Here is a 15,512-nt window from a genome sequence, read left to right as displayed (position 1 = left end):
GTTGCACCTCCCGAGAACAGAGATACCGTTAAACAAAAAAGGCGACCCGAAGGCCGCCTTTTTCAATCATTCGTTTCGACCGAGCTTACTCGGTGATAGCGACGACGACGCCGGCGCCGACGGTGCGGCCGCCTTCGCGGATTGCGAAGCGCAGCTTTTCTTCCATGGCGACCGGTACGATCAGCTCAACGTCGACCGTCACGTTGTCGCCCGGCATCACCATTTCGGTGCCTTCGGCCAGCGACACGATGCCCGTCACGTCCGTCGTGCGGAAGTAGAACTGCGGACGGTAGTTCGTGAAGAACGGCGTATGACGGCCACCCTCTTCCTTGGTCAGGATGTAGGCCTCTGCCTTGAACTTCTTGTGCGGCTTCACCGAACCCGGCTTGGCCAGAACCTGGCCGCGCTCGACGCCTTCACGATCAACGCCGCGAACCAACGCGCCGATGTTGTCGCCAGCCTGGCCCTGATCGAGCAGCTTGCGGAACATTTCAACGCCCGTCACCGTCGTGGACGAGGTGTTGCGGATGCCGACGATCTCAACCGTCTCGCCGACCTTGATGATGCCGCGCTCGACGCGACCCGTCACAACCGTACCGCGGCCCGAAATCGAGAACACGTCTTCGATCGGCATCAGGAACGGCTGGTCAATCGGACGCTCAGGCGTCGGGATATAGGCGTCGACCTCTTCCATCAGCTTGCGGATGGCGTTCTCGCCGATTTCCTTGTTGCTGTCCTCGAGAGCAGCCAGAGCCGAACCCTTGACGATCGGAATGTCATCGCCCGGGAATTCGTTCTTCGACAGAAGCTCGCGCACTTCCAGCTCAACCAGCTCGAGCAGCTCGGCGTCGTCGACCTGGTCGACCTTGTTCAGGAACACAACGATCGAAGGAACGCCAACCTGACGGGCGAGCAGAATGTGCTCGCGGGTCTGCGGCATCGGGCCGTCGGCAGCCGACACAACCAGGATCGCGCCGTCCATCTGCGCGGCACCGGTGATCATGTTCTTCACATAGTCGGCGTGGCCGGGGCAGTCGACGTGTGCATAGTGGCGGTTCGGCGTCTCGTATTCGACGTGTGCCGTCGAGATCGTGATGCCGCGTGCCTTTTCTTCAGGAGCAGCGTCGATCTGGTCATACGCCTTGAACTCACCGAAGTACTTCGTGATCGCGGCCGTCAGCGACGTCTTGCCGTGGTCAACGTGACCAATCGTGCCAATGTTCACATGCGGCTTGTTACGCTCGAATTTACCTTTGGCCATCGTCTCTCTTTCCTTGGCGACAGGGCTTTCCTGATCTCAGGATTGCGCGGCGCTTAACGACATCGTCGAGAAAAAACAAGTCTCTTCGCGAGGAAGCAGCATTCGGCTGCCCGCCTCGGAGACACTGCCGCATGTAAGATGCGGTTGAACTTTATGCTAGTGGCGATCTGGAGCGGGTAGCGGGAATCGAACCCGCGTATTCAGCTTGGAAGGCTGCTGCTCTACCATTGAGCTATACCCGCATTTCCAAGTTCCGGCGACAGGTGGTGGAGGAGGTTGGATTCGAACCAACGTAAGCTGAGCTAACGGATTTACAGTCCGTCCCCTTTAACCACTCGGGCACTCCTCCATCCTGTGACGGAACCTTGCAACGAGGCAGTCCGCTCTTCGAGGCTTGCAGCCCCAAATCGCGAGCGCCTTATGCAAAGACCGCTCTTCCGTGTCAACCGCAATGCAGACGCTTTTTGTGCCGGCTTGGGGATTGCGGTGCGGAAGCTCGGTTTGCAGCCATGCCACAGCTTCGTATATAGCACCGTCATGAGTGCCAAGCCCCCTTCCCATACGCCCAAAGATTCGCATTACGCCCGGCTGCGGCGCGAGCATCGCTCGCAGACGCAAGCCGCGCAGCCGACAGAAGAGGACACGCATGTGCGGCTTTATGGCCTGCACACGGTTCGCGCCGCCCTCGACAATCCCCGTCGCATCAAGCACCGGCTGCTTGCCACCCGCAATGCGCTTCAGCGTCTGGAGCTGCGCGACGACAGCACCGTCCCAGTCGAGATCGTTGAGCCTCGCGTCATCGATGCGCAGGTCGGTCCAGACGCCGTTCACCAGGGCGTGCTGCTGGAAACCGAACCGCTCGCCACCAAGCAGCTCGATGCGATGGGCGACGCCAAGCTCGTTCTGGTTCTCGACCAGGTGACCGATCCGCATAATGTCGGCGCCATTCTGCGCTCAGCCGTCGCGTTCGGTGCGGCCGCCCTGATCATGACCTCACGCCACAGCCCACAGGAAAGTGGCGTGCTGGCCAAAGCCGCATCCGGCGCGCTGGAGCACATCGACCATATCGAGGTTCGCAATCTCGCGGATGCTCTCGGCACCCTTTCCTCGTCCGGTTTCCAGACCATTGGTCTTGATTCGGAAGGGCCGGCCGAGCTGGAAGCAAGCTTCAGCGGCGAACGCGTCGCGCTGGTGCTGGGTGCGGAAGGCAAGGGCCTGCGCCAGAAAACGCGCGAAACGGTCGACGCGCTCGCCCGCCTCGATCTGCCGGGCGCGATCCGTTCGCTGAACGTGTCGAATGCCGCAGCGATCGCGCTGTATGCGGCGCGCGCGCATCTTCTGAAAGGCTGAGGCGTCGACCTAGTTGTCGAACAAGCCGCCAATGCCGGTCTGCTGGTGCAGGAAGATCGCCAAACCGATAAAGCAGACCGCAAGGCCAACGCCGCGCCAGTCGATCTGGCGCGCGCGGATCATGCGCACGATCTGGAAAATGCCGATCCAAAGTGCGGCAACGAAAAGGGCGAAGAAAACAAGCCTGATCATAAGCGTGACCGATCTCGGCTGATTGGGATGGTGCCCCCGGCAGGAATCGAACCCGCGACCTTCGGTTTACAAAACCGCTGCTCTACCAGCTGAGCTACAAGGGCACTGGAGGCGGCGCTTACCACATCCGTCGAACAAGTCAAAGCGAAGCCGCGCTGCCCCTGCGAAACTTTGCTTCGCCTGATCAGCGTGGTAACCGATGCGGCCGACTGGCAATCTCCGTTGTCGGTTCGCGGCCGGTTCAGGCCTGGAGCTTCGCAGTTGACGCGCACGGATAATTCCAAACTAGCCTTTGTCGCTTCCGAGAGTGAGGAAGCCGCGTCCGCATCCGAAAGCCTTTGCGCGCGCTATGGCTGCGTCAGCACAGCCGAGGCGGACGTGATCGTGGCGCTCGGCGGCGATGGCTTCATGCTGCAAACGCTGCGCGAAAACATGTCTGCGGGCAAGCCGATCTATGGCATGAACCGCGGCACGGTCGGCTTTCTGATGAACGAATATAACGAGGACGGGCTGGTTGAGCGCATCGCCGCCGCCGACGCCGCGAAAATTCGGCCTCTCAGCATGGAAGCGCGCACAACCGACGGGCGAACGGTTACGGCGTTGGCCATCAACGAAGTGTCTCTGTTTCGCCAATCCTACCAAGCCGCCAAGCTGTCCATCACGGTGGATGGGCATCCTCGCATGGAGGAGCTGATCTGCGACGGAATCCTCGTTGCCACGCCCGCCGGCTCCACCGCCTATAACCTGTCTGCACAAGGGCCGATCCTGCCGCTGCAAGCGCGCCTGCTCGCCCTGACGCCCGTCAGTCCGTTCCGGCCGCGGCGCTGGCATGGTGCGCTTCTGCCCCATACGGCGGAAGTTCGCTTCGACGTTCGCGAGATCCGGAAGCGTCCCGTGAATGCGGTGGCCGACAACATCGAAGTAAAGTCGGTCGTTTCAGTCACAGTGAAAGAGTCGCCGCGGGCTCGGGTGACAGTTCTGTTTGACGCAAGTCATTCCTGGGACGATCGGATTTTGCTCGAACAATTCCGATACTAGAGGAAATCGCACGATTCTTGGCTGGAATCATCGCGTGAGCTTGACAAAGCACGCGCGTGGACGTAACGCGCCCTCAGCATTCCCCGGTCTTCCGGCGACCGGGACGATCTCGCGCCGACCATCGTTCCGCGCCTAGAACAGCAAAGATCACGCCCACGTGTCTTCCGAAGATACCATCGTCCAGCAGGACGTAACGTTCGCAGACCTCGGCCTGTCGCCGAAAGTCCTCTCAGCCGTCACCGATGCCGGCTATACGAAGCCGACGCCGATCCAGGCTGGCGCCATTCCGCACGCCTTGCAGGGCAAGGACATCCTGGGCATCGCACAGACGGGTACGGGCAAGACCGCCGCTTTCACGCTCCCGATGATTACCCGCCTTGAAAAAGGCCGTGCCCGCGCTCGCATGCCGCGCACGCTGATCCTCGAGCCGACCCGCGAGCTGGCGGCACAGGTTGAAGAAAACTTCGTCAAATACGGCAAGAACCACAAGCTCAACATCGCTCTGCTGATCGGCGGCGTGTCCTTTGACGATCAGGAACGCAAGCTCGAGCGCGGCGCGGATGTGCTGATCGCAACGCCTGGTCGTTTGCTCGACCATCGCGAGCGCGGCAAGCTGCTTCTGACCGGCGTCGAGATCCTGGTGATCGACGAAGCCGACCGCATGCTCGACATGGGCTTCATTCCGGATATCGAGCGCATCTGCGAGATGATCCCCTTCACCCGCCAGACACTGTTTTTCTCCGCGACCATGCCGCCGGAGATTACCAAGCTGACGGAGAAGTTCCTGCAGGCGCCGGTTCGCGTCGAAGTGGCAAAGCCCTCCTCCACGGCCACCACGGTAACGCAGCGGCTCGTAAAGTCGGCGTCCAAGGCCTGGGACAAGCGCGCCGTTCTGCGCCGGCTCATCGACGAGGAAGGCGACGCCGTCACCAACGCGATCATCTTCTGCAATCGCAAGGTCGATGTGTCCGAGCTTTATCGCTCGCTGACCAAGTACGAATATTCAGCCGGCGCTCTTCATGGCGACATGGACCAGCGCGCCCGCATGCAGACGCTGGATGCGTTCCGCAACAACAAGCTGAAGCTGCTGGTGGCGTCTGATGTCGCCGCGCGCGGTCTCGATATCCCGGCCGTAAGCCACGTCTTCAACTTCGACGTGCCGATCCACGCCGAAGATTACGTCCACCGCATCGGCCGCACCGGTCGTGCCGGACGTTCGGGCAAGGCCTTCACGCTTGTGACCAAGTCCGACGGCAAGTATCTGGATGCCGTCCAGAAGCTGACCAACCAGGCTATCGAGTGGCTCGATGGTGACCTGTCGACGCTTCTGCCGGAAACCGAAAGCGACGATGCACCGCGCCGTGGCCGCGGCGGCCGGTCCGATCGCACGACGCGCAGCCGTGATCGCGGTGAACGCCGGGAGCCGCGTGAGCGCAAGCCTGAAGCGGCGCCAGTCGATGTAACAGAAGTCGAGGACGCTCCAGCACCCCGCCACGATCGCCGCGATGCAATCCGTCAGGGCAATGCAGAGCGTCAGGAAGCGCGCGCACCGCAGCCCCGCCGTGATCGTGACGATCGCAACCGCCGCTACCGCGATCAGGACGACGTCAACACGGTGGTCGGTTTCGGCGACGACATCCCCGCCTTCATGAAGATCGTCGTTCCGGCCGTTCCGGCCTGATCAGCGCTTTGCCGCTTCGACCCGCATGGCGCTCTCATAGGCCAGGCGGGTCCACTCCGCGAGTTGATCTCGATCATCGACAATATCGGCCGGTAAGGACCAATACGGCATCCTGACCGGCTGCTTGGTTCGTTTGTTCTCGTAGACCCAGCGTGTCCCTCCCGCCGCCTCGTAGAAGCGGCCGGTCTCTTCATCGCCCTTCAGCATGATCTCGTCGTACAAGAGAATCGCGACGATCAAGCCGCGATGATAGATGCCCTTGCCGCTGAACATGCGGCGGATCTCGACAGCGCCCAGTCCGTCGAACATCTCACGAATCGCTTCGTCATCCATGACCACCCTCCGGGAACGGCAACGCGCCTCACCTGTTTTCTTCCTGATCAGAGAAGGAAGAACAAGCCATGCCTTTGTTGCTCGAAGGATCCTGCCGCTGCGGCGCCGTCAAATTCTCGGTGCAGAGCCACACGCCCGTGCCGTATCAGCGCTGTTATTGCTCCATCTGCCGTAAGCAGCAGGGCGGCGGCGGATATGCGATCAATCTCGGCGCCGACAACACCACACTGAAGATCGAAGGCAAAGCGCATCTTGGGGTTTATCGCGCCACCATCGAAGACAACGAGCATGAGCACTGTGAGGTCTCGTCAGGCGAGCGCAACTTCTGCCGGGAATGCGGCTCGGCGCTGTGGCTCTACGATCCGTCCTGGCCGGAGCTCGTTCACCCCTTCGCCTCGGCAATCGACACGCATCTGCCGACGCCGCCGAGCTCGGTTCATCTCATGCTAAAATATAAGGCGTCCTGGGTCGAGCCGCAGATCGGGCCTGATGATGCGACCTTCGACCTTTACCCCGAACAGTCGATCGAGGATTGGCACCGCGAACGAGGCGCCTGGGTCGACTGAACTCAGCCCGCGCCCTGAGCGCGGGCTTCGGCCAATGCCTTCAGGTCGGCCGGCTGCAATTCCACGGACTCGCCACAGCCGCAGGCCGATGACTGATTGGGATTGTTGAACACGAAGCCGGAACGCAGCTTGGTTGTTTCGAAGTCCATCTGCGTTCCGAGGAGGAACAGGGCCGCTTCCGGCGCGACATAGACATGCGCGCCGTCATGTTCGACATGATCGTCCTTGGCATTGACCTCGCTGACGAGATCGATCGTGTATTCCATGCCGGCGCAGCCGCCCCTTTTCACGCCCACGCGGATGCCATGCACCTCGTCGCGATCATCCACGATTTCGCGCACGCGCTCGGCTGCGCGATCCGTAAGGCTCATGACGCTGAAACGTCCCATCTGCCACCTGCCTGTTCTTCGATGCCGCAGCATCACTTCCACTAAGATGGGAGAACATAGCCGCTCGTGCAACCGGCATTAGCAAACCCAAATATTTCATTCCGCTGCAGAGCGTGAAGGAACGGCTTTCCATGCCAGGTGTTCTACTTGTCCAACCAAGGAGAGACCTATGAAAACCCTGATCCTTTCCGGTCTGACCGCTGTAACCATCCTGTCCGGTGCCGCTGCTGCCAACGCTCAGCAGACTGTCATCATCACCAAGGAACAGCAGCCGGTTATCCGTGAATACGTCGTTCGTCAGAAGACGGCGCCTGTTGCCGTTGTGAAGGACTATGACTTTGCGGTCGGCACCGTTGTTCCGGACGTCGTTGAAGTTCATCCCCTCGAAGTGCCGGAAATGACCGACAAGTATGAGTATGTCGTGACGCCGAGTGGCCAGACCGTTCTGGTCGAGCCGGGCACGCGCCGCGTTGTTCAGGTCGTCGACTAAGACCGACCAGTGCGTACAGATCGAGCGGCCTTCGGGCCGCTCTTTTTGTTTTCAGTACCAGCCGCAAGCGACCTGCGCTTCTTCCGACATGCGATCCGGCGTCCAGGGTGGATCGAACACCATTGCCACTTCCACGCCCGAAACACCTTCAACCGTGCCGACGGCATTCTCGACCCAACCCGGCATTTCACCGGCGACCGGGCAACCCGGCGCGGTCAGCGTCATGTCGATCTTGACCTCGCGATTGTCCTCGATGTCGATCTTGTAGATCAGCCCAAGCTCGTAGATGTCGGCCGGAATTTCCGGGTCATAGACCGTCTTCAGCGCGCTGATGATGTCGTCCGTCAGCCGCGCCAGCTCTTCGGCTGGAATGGCCGATTCAATCGCCGGCTGATTGGCGGCCACATTATCTTCAGACACTTCGCTCATCTCGCTCACCCGAAGAATTTGCGCGCTTGTTCCAGCGCTTCGGCCAAGGCATCCACCTCGGCCATCGTGTTGTACATCGCGAACGATGCCCGGCAGGTCGAGGTCACGCCGAACCGCTTCAACAGCGGCTGGGCGCAATGCGTACCCGCGCGCACCGCAACGCCCGAGCGGTCGATCACCATCGACACGTCATGGGCATGAATGCCCTGCAGCTCGAAGGAAATGATCGCGCCCTTGCCCGGCGCCTCGCCAAAGATGCGCAGCGAGTTGATCGCCTTCAAGCGCTCATGCGCATAATCGCTCAACTTGGCTTCATGCGCAGCAATCCGGTCGCGCCCAATCGAATCCATGTAGTCGAGCGCAGCACCCAGCCCGATCGCCTGCACGATCGGCGGCGTTCCCGCTTCAAAACGATGCGGCGGCTCGTTGTAGCTGATCGCATCCTCGCTGACGTCGAGAATCATCTCGCCGCCGCCCTGGAACGGCCGCATGGCTTCGAGCATCTCGCGCTTGCCGTAGAGCACGCCGATACCCGACGGGCCATAGACCTTGTGGCCGGTGAAGACGAAGAAGTCGCAGTCGAGATCCTGCACATCCACCGGCATGTGAACAGCGCTCTGGCTGCCATCCACCAGGACGGGAATGCCGCGCTCGTGCGCGATGCGGCAGATCTCCTTGATCGGCGTCACCGTGCCCAGCGCATTCGACATATGCGTGATCGCCACCAGCTTGGTGCGCGATGTCAGGCACGTCTCGAAGGCATCCAGATCGAACGACCCATCATCCTCCACCGGGGCCCAAACGAGCTTCGCGCCCTGCCGCTCGCGGATGAAGTGCCACGGCACGATGTTGGAATGGTGCTCCATGATTGACAGAACGATCTCATCGCCCTCGCCGATCTTCGGCATGCCATAGCCATAGGCCACCGTGTTGATCGCCGATGTCGAGTTCGAGGTAAAAACGATCTGGTCGATCGAAGGCGCATTCAGGAAGCGACGAACCGTTTCGCGAGACTTTTCATAGGCATCCGTCGCCGCGTTCGAGAGGAAGTGCAGCCCGCGATGAACGTTGGCATATTCCTGCGAATAGGCATGCTGGATGGCATCCAGCACCACCTGCGGCTTCTGCGCCGACGCGCCATTGTCGAGATAAACGAGCGGCTTGCCGTAGACTTCCCGCGATAGAATAGGGAAGTCGCGGCGCACTGCCTCAACGTCATAATCGGCGATACTGATCTTCTCTTCGACCATCAGATAAGTTGCCCCGTAGCAGACAAGGTGCCGAAGACGTGTCCTCCCATGATGAAGGATTCGGCAGCCGACAAAGCGAGAAGGATCATGACAGCTGCGAATGACCGCAGCTGATCCAGCTGTAATCCATAACGCATTGTCAGAACGGAGAAGGAGATCAGGATCACCGCCAGCAAAAGCGGCAGCGCGAGACGAATGAGGGCCAGCAGTTCGCTATCTGGAACAAGCAGGGCCGATCCGAAAAGGACAAGCTGTAAAAAGTGACCGACCAACCAGACGCCAGCCAAGACCATCCCGGCTGAACCAAATCGCCGAAAGCTCGCTTTGCCACCCAGTACCACGCCGATGAAGAAGAGGATTGCCAGCGAGAAGAACAGCAAGAGGAGGGGTGCAGCACTCAGCACACCAATAAACACCTGCGTAGAGCGGCTGAAGTCGACGAACCCACTCGGGACACTATCCAGCGAGCCCGCATATGGTGCCAAGAGTGGCGGCGCTATACCGAGCAAGATGGCAAGAACCAGGAAGCCAAGTGCCACAAGGGTCAGCTGACCATAAGAAAGGTGACGCTCAGCTGCGCCGCTGATCGTCGTGACCGGACGCGCAAAAGCCCTGAACCCATCCAGGATGTAGGCCACGAAAATGCTCGGCAGGGGTCGATCATCCGAGCCCGCGATCATCACCATAGCCACCTCCGCCCTAGCCGTGCAGGACGAACCAGGCGTCGAGCTTGGCTTCCAGCGCCTCGATGACGGCCTCGTTTTCCAGTTCCTCGATGACCTCAGCCAGGAACGCCTTTACCAGAAGACCACGACCCGCCTTTTCCGGCACGCCACGCGCCATGAGGTAGAACAGATGATCCTCGTTGATATCCGTCACCGTGGCGCCATGTCCGCAGGCCACGTCGTCGGCAAAGATTTCGAGTTCCGGCTTGGCCGAAAAGTCCGCATCATCCGACAGAAGCAGCGTGTTGCAGGCCATCTTCGCGTCGGTCTTCTGCGCGATCTGGTGCACGTTGATGCGGCCTTGAAACACGCCCTTGGCGCGGTCGGTCACGACGTTGCGGATCACCTCGCGCGAACCCGTATTTGGGCTGGAATGATCAAGCACCATGGTGACGTCGGTATGCGTATCGCCGGCCAGCAGATTGACGCCACGCAGCTGGAAGTCGCAACCGTCGCCAGCTGCATCGACCACGATCTCCTGACGCACCAGCTTGCCGCCGGCATTCATGATGAACAGCGTCAGCTTGGCATCCTTGCCGATCGTGGCGCGGAACTGGCCGAGATGCGAGGAGCCTTCCGGCTGTTCCTGCACGATGAGGTAAAGCACCTCGGCGCCGTCACGCACGCTCAGCGTCGTAATTGCGCTGGCCAAAGCCGAAGCTTGGCCGGTCTGACGCTCCACGATCACAGCCTTGGAGCCAGCACCGACATTGACGCCGAAGCGCGTATGCACCTGGCCACCCGTATGCAGATTCTGCATCTCCAATGGCGCAGCCAGTTCGACGCCTTCCGCAATCTCGACGCCGTAGCCGTCTGTCACAAAGGCAGTGTTGATCGCACCGATCGTATCGGCCGCATCGGTCGGCCCAAGCGCATTGATGCCGCGCCCTTCAGCCAGTTCATCGCTCAACCGAATGAAGGAGAGACCCTCAGCCGAAGGAAGATCCTGCGTCTTGCCGCCCGACACGCGCAGCACGGTCGAGCCTGCCAGCAGCGGCTCCAGAACCGTTGGTGCGGAGGTCGAAACAGCCGGCACCGTCGTCAGCAAACGTCGCAGATCCGTATAGTGCCAGGCTTCCACATGGCGCGTCGGCAAACCAGCCTTGATGGCATCGATCGCTTCGTCGCGCTTAATCGTGACCATGCCGTCGCCTGGCAGATCAGCCACGCGCGCATTGAACGCATCGATCAACGCCTTTTCAGCAGGCGTATGCTGGGGAGTGACATGCATATTCATGGTCACGCTCCTCAGGCCGCCTCGCCGATCACGCCGGCATAGCCATTTTCTTCGAGGTTGAGCGCCAGCGACTTGTCGCCCGACTTGATGATGCGGCCCTTGTAGAGCACGTGCACGCTGTCCGGCACGATGTGCTCCAGCAGGCGCTGGTAGTGGGTGATCACGACCACGGCGCGATCCGGCGACCGCAGCGCGTTAACGCCATCCGAAACGATCTTCAGCGCATCGATGTCGAGGCCGGAATCCGTTTCATCCAGCACGCAAAGCTTTGGCTCGAGAAGCTGCATTTGCAGGATCTCGGCGCGCTTCTTTTCACCGCCGGAAAAGCCGACGTTCAGCGGCCGCTTCAGCATGGCCATGTCGATGTTCAGCTTGCCGGACGCGTCTTTCACGCGCTTCAACAGTTCCGGGATCTTCAGCGGCTCTTCACCACGCGCCTTGCGCTGCGCGTTCATGGCAACCTTCAGGAACTCCATGGTCGCCACACCCGGTATTTCCATCGGGTACTGGAAAGCCAGGAAAATGCCGGAGGCCGCACGCTCGGCCGGATCCATCTCAAGGATCGACTCGCCGTTGAACAGGATCTCGCCTTCGGTGACCTCATAATCCTCGCGACCGGCGAGGATGTAGGAAAGCGTCGACTTGCCCGAGCCGTTCGGTCCCATGATCGCAGCCACTTCGCCAGCCTTCACGGTCAGGTTCAAGCCACGAATGATCTCAGCGCCTTCGTCGGCAATGCGGGCGTGCAGGTTCTTGATTTCTAGCATGTTCGTTCTTTCAAAATCAGAGGCCAAAGGCTGAGGCAAACCTCAGCCGACCGAGCCTTCAAGGCTGATGCCGATGAGCTTCTGCGCTTCCACCGCGAACTCCATCGGCAGTTCCTGGATCACGTCCTTGACGAAGCCGTTGACGATCAGCGCGATCGCTTCTTCTTCCGGAATGCCGCGCTGCATGACGTAGAACTTCTGATCGTCGGAAATCTTCGACGTCGTTGCTTCATGCTCGAACTGAGTCGTCGCGTTCTTGGCTTCGATGTAGGGCACCGTATGCGCGCCGCAGCGGTCGCCGATCAGCAGCGAGTCGCACTGCGTGAAGTTGCGGGCGTTGGTGGCCTTACGATGCGCCGAAACCTGGCCGCGATAGGTGTTCTGCGAGAAACCCGCCGCGATGCCCTTGGAAATGATGCGACTCGACGTGTTCTTGCCGAGATGCAGCATCTTGGTGCCGCTGTCGATCTGCTGATAGCCGTTCGACACGGCGATCGAGTAGAACTCGCCGCGGCTGTCGTCGCCGCGCAGGATGCAGGAGGGATATTTCCAGGTGATGGCCGAACCGGTCTCGACCTGCGTCCACGAGATCTTCGAGCGATCGCCGCGGCAGTCACCGCGCTTGGTCACGAAGTTGTAGATGCCGCCCTTGCCCTGGGCATCGCCGGGATACCAGTTCTGCACAGTCGAATACTTGATCTCGGCGTCATCCAGCGCAACCAACTCGACAACGGCCGCATGCAGCTGGTTTTCGTCGCGCTGCGGTGCCGTACAGCCTTCGAGATAGCTGACGTAAGCGCCCTCTTCCGCGATGATCAGCGTGCGCTCGAACTGGCCGGTGTTCTTCTCGTTGATGCGGAAATAGGTCGACAGCTCCATCGGGCAGCGAACGCCCTTGGGCACGAACACGAAAGAGCCGTCGGTGAAAACAGCCGAATTCAGCGTTGCGTAGTAATTGTCCGACGCCGGCACGACCGAGCCGAGATACTTCTTCACGAGCTCGGGATGCTCGCGGATCGCTTCCGAGATCGAGCAGAAGATCACGCCGGCCTTGGCGAGTTCCTTCTTGAAGGTGGTGACGACGGAAACCGAGTCGAACACCGCGTCCACCGCAACGCGGCGACCGCCAGTGACGTTGAGGCTTTCGGTATCAGCGAGAACGCCGTCTTCCGACTCTTCATGGCCAGGCTTCTTAACGCCGGCAAGAATCTCCTGTTCCCGCAGCGGGATACCGAGCTTCTCGTAGGTGCGCAGCAACTCGGGATCGACTTCGGCAAGCGAGGTCGGCCCAGGCGTCGATCTCGGCGCGGCGTAGTAGTGAATGTCCTGGAAGTCAATCTTGGGATAATCGACACGTGCCCAAGTGGGCTCTTCCTGGGTTTTCCAGCGCTCGAACGCATCCAGACGCCAGTCGAGCATCCATTGCGGTTCGTTCTTCTTCGCCGAGATGAAACGAATGATATCTTCGTTCAGGCCCTTAGGGGCCTTGTCCATCTCGATTTCGGTTTCGAACCCATATTTATACTGGTCTACATCGATGAGGCGAACCTGATCGATCGTTTCCTGCACGGCAGGCATTGGCAATCTCCATCCTTGCCGGGTTCAAGGCCCGGCAGTCGACGACATGGCCGCATGAAGCGATTGGCCGTCATGTAGTCATTCACAGAAGGAAAATCACCCCGCCGGGGTGACGCATCCTCCAATTTCTTCAGGCGGCGTTCCGCCCCGTTCGACGCGCGGCCAAAGTGCCGAGCGCATTGGTGAACTGAGCGAGGTCTTGCGCGCTCGTGGCCGGTCCGAACGACACGCGCAGCGCGCCCTCGCCATCCCAGCCCATCGCGGTCAACACCGCGCTCGCGCCAACCTTGCCGGACGAACAGGCCGACCCCGCCGACAAGGCAATTCCTGCGAGATCAAAGGCGATCTGCGCCGTTTCCGTCTTCATTCCCGGTATAGTGAAGAAGATCGTGTTCGGCAGCCGCTTGGCCGCCGTCATACCGTGGATCACGGCATCAGGAACCAGTTGCACGATCTCGGCTTCAAGAGCCTGGCGCCGTTCTTCAAGCTCGGGCATTTGCGGGATCTCACCCAGCGCCTCGCGTGCGGCAGCACCGAAGCCGACGATACCGCTAAAGTTCTCCGTGCCGCCGCGATGACCACGCTCCTGCCCGCCGCCACGGATCAGCGGTGCCGGCATCAACACATCCGATGATGATGCAATCGCGCCAACACCCTTCGGCCCGCCAATCTTGTGCGCAGAAAGAATGAGGTAGTCGCCAAAGCCGGCATCGAGAGCGATCGGCAGCCGGCCGGCTGCCTGCACCGCGTCGACGATCAGCGGCCCCTTCGCCGCGCGCACGATCGCCGTGATTTCCTTGATCGGCTGAAAGACCCCGGTTTCGTTGTTGGCAGCCTGCACCGCAACCAGCGGCAAGCCGGCGGCATGGTCATGTGCCTGAAGCATCGCTTGCAGGGCCACCAAATCGATCACACCATCCGTGCCAACTGGAACCACCGTCACCTGCTCCGGCGCAAAGCGTCCGCCGCCGGACACGCAAGGATGTTCCGTCGCGCCGACATACAACCGCGAGAACAACAGCGGCGCCCGGCCCATCGTCCAGTGCGGGGTCAGCAAGGTCGCCGCGCCTTCGGTGGCGCCGGAGGTGAACACCAGCCTTGCGGGATCGGCACCTACCAGAGCCGCCACATCCCGGCGCGCGCCATCGATCAATTGCCGGACCTTGCGGCCTTCGGCATGAACCGATGACGGATTTCCGATCACATCCAGCGCTTCGATCATCGCGGCCTTGGCGGCAGCGCGGAGCGGCATGGAGGCGTTATGGTCGAGATAGACACGCGGTCGCATCAGCACCGTCCTCCGCCGCACGCAACGCGCAGGCAGGTCGGGATCACTGTTCGTGCGTTATTTCCTTGAAAACGCAAGGCTCCGCGTCCTATCTAGCCGCTTTGCCGGCGGGATCCTTATCTGTCCGCCAGTTTTGAATGGTTCTAAACAAAGGTTTCTAAGGAGCCTCGCCGGGAGCGTCAAGTGCGCGTCGGGCATGACAGCCATTCATCTGAGGCCATGCACAGGCTGGGCCGGCGCGCGAGTGGAGTATCCATGCCCGAAGTCATTTTTACCGGCCCGGCCGGCCGCCTCGAAGGTCGTTATCAGCCCTCGAAGGAAAAGAGCGCCCCGATCGCGATCGTCCTGCACCCGCACCCTCAGTTCGGCGGCACGATGAACAACCGCATCGTGTATGACCTGTTCTACATGTTCCAGAAGCGCAACTTCACGACACTGCGCTTCAACTTCCGCTCGATTGGCCGCTCCCAGGGCGAGTTCGATCATGGCACCGGCGAATTGTCGGATGCAGCGGCCGCGCTCGATTGGGTGCAGTCGCTCCATCCCGATTCGAAGAGCTGCTGGGTTGCCGGCTATTCCTTCGGTGCCTGGATCGGCATGCAGCTCCTGATGCGCCGCCCGGAAGTCGAAGGCTTCATCTCGATTGCGCCGCAGCCCAACATCTACGATTTCTCGTTCCTGGCGCCCTGCCCGTCATCCGGCCTGATCATCCATGGCGATTCGGACAAGGTCGCGCCGCCGAAGGACGTGCAGACGCTGGTGGACAAGCTTCACACGCAAAAGGGCATCACGATCACGCAGAACACGATGCCTGGCGCCAACCACTTCTTCACGAACCAGGAAGGCGAGTTGATCGAGGCCTGTTCGGACTATCTCGATCGTCGCTTGAACGGCGAACTGGCCGACGCCCGCCCGAAGCGTCTGCGCTAAGCCATAGT

Annotated in this window: 17 protein-coding genes and 3 tRNA genes; 6 read left to right on the top strand and 14 right to left on the bottom strand. The window is 60.8% G+C overall.

Going from position 1 to position 15,512, the window contains the following annotated elements; translation table 11 throughout:
* Positions 1–85: 85 nt before the first annotated feature.
* The 3 genes from tuf to IE166_RS03655 all read right to left on the bottom strand — a co-directional run bounded on the left by tuf (position 86) and on the right by IE166_RS03655 (position 1,610).
* The gene (gene tuf / locus IE166_RS03665; RefSeq protein WP_189501699.1) at positions 86–1,261 is read right to left on the bottom strand and encodes an elongation factor Tu; all 1,176 of its coding nucleotides are present in this window, start codon (positions 1,259–1,261) and stop codon (positions 86–88) included.
* A 168-nt stretch (positions 1,262–1,429) separates the two neighbouring features.
* A tRNA-Gly gene (locus IE166_RS03660) sits at positions 1,430–1,503 on the bottom strand.
* A gap of 22 nt (positions 1,504–1,525) precedes the next feature.
* A tRNA-Tyr gene (locus IE166_RS03655) sits at positions 1,526–1,610 on the bottom strand.
* 188 nt (positions 1,611–1,798) lie between these two features.
* Here IE166_RS03655 and rlmB point away from each other — a divergent pair.
* On the top strand, positions 1,799–2,611 hold the full coding sequence (gene rlmB, locus IE166_RS03650) for a 23S rRNA (guanosine(2251)-2'-O)-methyltransferase RlmB (protein ID WP_189501697.1): 813 nt from the start codon (positions 1,799–1,801) through the stop codon (positions 2,609–2,611).
* Positions 2,612–2,620: 9 nt separating this feature from the next.
* On the opposite strand, the gene IE166_RS03645 is transcribed toward rlmB, so the two are convergent.
* Entirely contained in the window at positions 2,621–2,803 is a 183-nt protein-coding gene (locus IE166_RS03645) for a hypothetical protein (RefSeq protein WP_189501695.1), read from the bottom strand.
* Positions 2,804–2,831: 28 nt separating this feature from the next.
* A tRNA-Thr gene (locus tag IE166_RS03640) sits at positions 2,832–2,907 on the bottom strand.
* A 157-nt stretch (positions 2,908–3,064) separates the two neighbouring features.
* Here IE166_RS03640 and IE166_RS03635 point away from each other — a divergent pair.
* Positions 3,065–3,841 carry an NAD kinase gene (locus tag IE166_RS03635; RefSeq protein WP_189501693.1) on the top strand — a complete coding sequence of 259 codons (777 nt, stop codon included), beginning with the start codon at positions 3,065–3,067 and terminating at the stop codon, positions 3,839–3,841.
* A 157-nt stretch (positions 3,842–3,998) separates the two neighbouring features.
* Positions 3,999–5,522 (top strand): DEAD/DEAH box helicase, encoded by a 1,524-nt coding sequence (locus IE166_RS03630; RefSeq protein WP_189501691.1) that lies wholly within the window; start codon positions 3,999–4,001, stop codon positions 5,520–5,522.
* On the opposite strand, the gene IE166_RS03625 is transcribed toward IE166_RS03630, so the two are convergent.
* The gene (locus IE166_RS03625) at positions 5,523–5,855 is read right to left on the bottom strand and encodes a TfoX/Sxy family protein (protein ID WP_189501689.1); all 333 of its coding nucleotides are present in this window, start codon (positions 5,853–5,855) and stop codon (positions 5,523–5,525) included.
* A 68-nt stretch (positions 5,856–5,923) separates the two neighbouring features.
* On the opposite strand from IE166_RS03625, the gene IE166_RS03620 reads away from it, so the two are divergent.
* The gene (locus IE166_RS03620; RefSeq protein WP_189501687.1) at positions 5,924–6,421 is read left to right on the top strand and encodes a GFA family protein; all 498 of its coding nucleotides are present in this window, start codon (positions 5,924–5,926) and stop codon (positions 6,419–6,421) included.
* A gap of 2 nt (positions 6,422–6,423) precedes the next feature.
* Here the strand turns inward: IE166_RS03620 and sufA are convergent, their stop codons facing one another.
* Positions 6,424–6,810, bottom strand: coding sequence for a Fe-S cluster assembly scaffold SufA (sufA, locus tag IE166_RS03615; protein WP_189501685.1), 387 nt, complete (start codon positions 6,808–6,810; stop codon positions 6,424–6,426).
* Positions 6,811–6,979: 169 nt separating this feature from the next.
* On the opposite strand from sufA, the gene IE166_RS03610 reads away from it, so the two are divergent.
* Positions 6,980–7,300, top strand: coding sequence for a DUF1236 domain-containing protein (locus IE166_RS03610; protein ID WP_189501683.1), 321 nt, complete (start codon positions 6,980–6,982; stop codon positions 7,298–7,300).
* A gap of 51 nt (positions 7,301–7,351) precedes the next feature.
* Here the strand turns inward: IE166_RS03610 and IE166_RS03605 are convergent, their stop codons facing one another.
* The 7 genes from IE166_RS03605 to IE166_RS03575 all read right to left on the bottom strand — a co-directional run bounded on the left by IE166_RS03605 (position 7,352) and on the right by IE166_RS03575 (position 14,577).
* Positions 7,352–7,729 carry an SUF system Fe-S cluster assembly protein gene (locus IE166_RS03605; RefSeq protein ID WP_189501681.1) on the bottom strand — a complete coding sequence of 126 codons (378 nt, stop codon included), beginning with the start codon at positions 7,727–7,729 and terminating at the stop codon, positions 7,352–7,354.
* Positions 7,730–7,734: 5 nt separating this feature from the next.
* Complete coding sequence (locus IE166_RS03600) at positions 7,735–8,979, bottom strand: cysteine desulfurase (RefSeq protein WP_189501679.1); 1,245 nt, start codon at positions 8,977–8,979, stop codon at positions 7,735–7,737.
* Positions 8,979–9,665 carry a hypothetical protein gene (locus IE166_RS03595; RefSeq protein WP_189501677.1) on the bottom strand — a complete coding sequence of 229 codons (687 nt, stop codon included), beginning with the start codon at positions 9,663–9,665 and terminating at the stop codon, positions 8,979–8,981. The genes IE166_RS03600 and IE166_RS03595 overlap by 1 nt, the downstream gene beginning before the upstream one ends.
* A gap of 13 nt (positions 9,666–9,678) precedes the next feature.
* Positions 9,679–10,941, bottom strand: coding sequence for a Fe-S cluster assembly protein SufD (gene sufD / locus IE166_RS03590; protein ID WP_189501675.1), 1,263 nt, complete (start codon positions 10,939–10,941; stop codon positions 9,679–9,681).
* Positions 10,942–10,952: 11 nt separating this feature from the next.
* A complete protein-coding gene (gene sufC / locus IE166_RS03585; protein WP_189501673.1) occupies positions 10,953–11,708 on the bottom strand; it encodes a Fe-S cluster assembly ATPase SufC in 756 nt (251 codons plus the stop codon).
* Between the two features lie 42 nt (positions 11,709–11,750).
* Entirely contained in the window at positions 11,751–13,286 is a 1,536-nt protein-coding gene (gene sufB / locus IE166_RS03580; RefSeq protein WP_189501671.1) for a Fe-S cluster assembly protein SufB, read from the bottom strand.
* A 130-nt stretch (positions 13,287–13,416) separates the two neighbouring features.
* On the bottom strand, positions 13,417–14,577 hold the full coding sequence (locus tag IE166_RS03575) for a cysteine desulfurase family protein (RefSeq protein ID WP_189503223.1): 1,161 nt from the start codon (positions 14,575–14,577) through the stop codon (positions 13,417–13,419).
* A gap of 252 nt (positions 14,578–14,829) precedes the next feature.
* Between IE166_RS03575 and IE166_RS03570 the strand changes: the two genes are divergently transcribed.
* Positions 14,830–15,504 carry an alpha/beta hydrolase gene (locus IE166_RS03570; protein WP_189501669.1) on the top strand — a complete coding sequence of 225 codons (675 nt, stop codon included), beginning with the start codon at positions 14,830–14,832 and terminating at the stop codon, positions 15,502–15,504.
* Positions 15,505–15,512: the final 8 nt, after the last annotated feature.

Origin of the sequence: Tianweitania populi, assembly GCF_014652875.1 — a bacterium.
Classification (GTDB): Bacteria; Pseudomonadota; Alphaproteobacteria; order Rhizobiales; family Rhizobiaceae; genus Tianweitania; species Tianweitania populi.
The sequence above is the reverse complement of the archived record's forward strand: the minus strand, read 5'-3'. Positions and strand labels throughout refer to the sequence as shown.

Bases quoted from the DNA above. Each gene is read 5' to 3' on its own strand.
- tuf (WP_189501699.1), bottom strand. From the start codon at position 1,261: ATGGCCAAAGGTAAATTCGAGCGTAACAAGCCGCATGTGAACATTGGC.
- sufB (WP_189501671.1), bottom strand. From the start codon at position 13,286: ATGCCTGCCGTGCAGGAAACGATCGATCAGGTTCGCCTCATCGATGTA.
- IE166_RS03625 (WP_189501689.1), bottom strand. From the start codon at position 5,855: ATGGATGACGAAGCGATTCGTGAGATGTTCGACGGACTGGGCGCTGTC.
- IE166_RS03610 (WP_189501683.1), top strand. From the start codon at position 6,980: ATGAAAACCCTGATCCTTTCCGGTCTGACCGCTGTAACCATCCTGTCC.
- sufA (WP_189501685.1), bottom strand. From the start codon at position 6,810: ATGGGACGTTTCAGCGTCATGAGCCTTACGGATCGCGCAGCCGAGCGC.
- IE166_RS03605 (WP_189501681.1), bottom strand. From the start codon at position 7,729: ATGAGCGAAGTGTCTGAAGATAATGTGGCCGCCAATCAGCCGGCGATT.
- IE166_RS03595 (WP_189501677.1), bottom strand. From the start codon at position 9,665: ATGGTGATGATCGCGGGCTCGGATGATCGACCCCTGCCGAGCATTTTC.
- IE166_RS03620 (WP_189501687.1), top strand. From the start codon at position 5,924: ATGCCTTTGTTGCTCGAAGGATCCTGCCGCTGCGGCGCCGTCAAATTC.
- sufC (WP_189501673.1), bottom strand. From the start codon at position 11,708: ATGCTAGAAATCAAGAACCTGCACGCCCGCATTGCCGACGAAGGCGCT.
- IE166_RS03645 (WP_189501695.1), bottom strand. From the start codon at position 2,803: ATGATCAGGCTTGTTTTCTTCGCCCTTTTCGTTGCCGCACTTTGGATC.
- IE166_RS03570 (WP_189501669.1), top strand. From the start codon at position 14,830: ATGCCCGAAGTCATTTTTACCGGCCCGGCCGGCCGCCTCGAAGGTCGT.
- rlmB (WP_189501697.1), top strand. From the start codon at position 1,799: ATGAGTGCCAAGCCCCCTTCCCATACGCCCAAAGATTCGCATTACGCC.
- sufD (WP_189501675.1), bottom strand. From the start codon at position 10,941: ATGAATATGCATGTCACTCCCCAGCATACGCCTGCTGAAAAGGCGTTG.
- IE166_RS03600 (WP_189501679.1), bottom strand. From the start codon at position 8,979: ATGGTCGAAGAGAAGATCAGTATCGCCGATTATGACGTTGAGGCAGTG.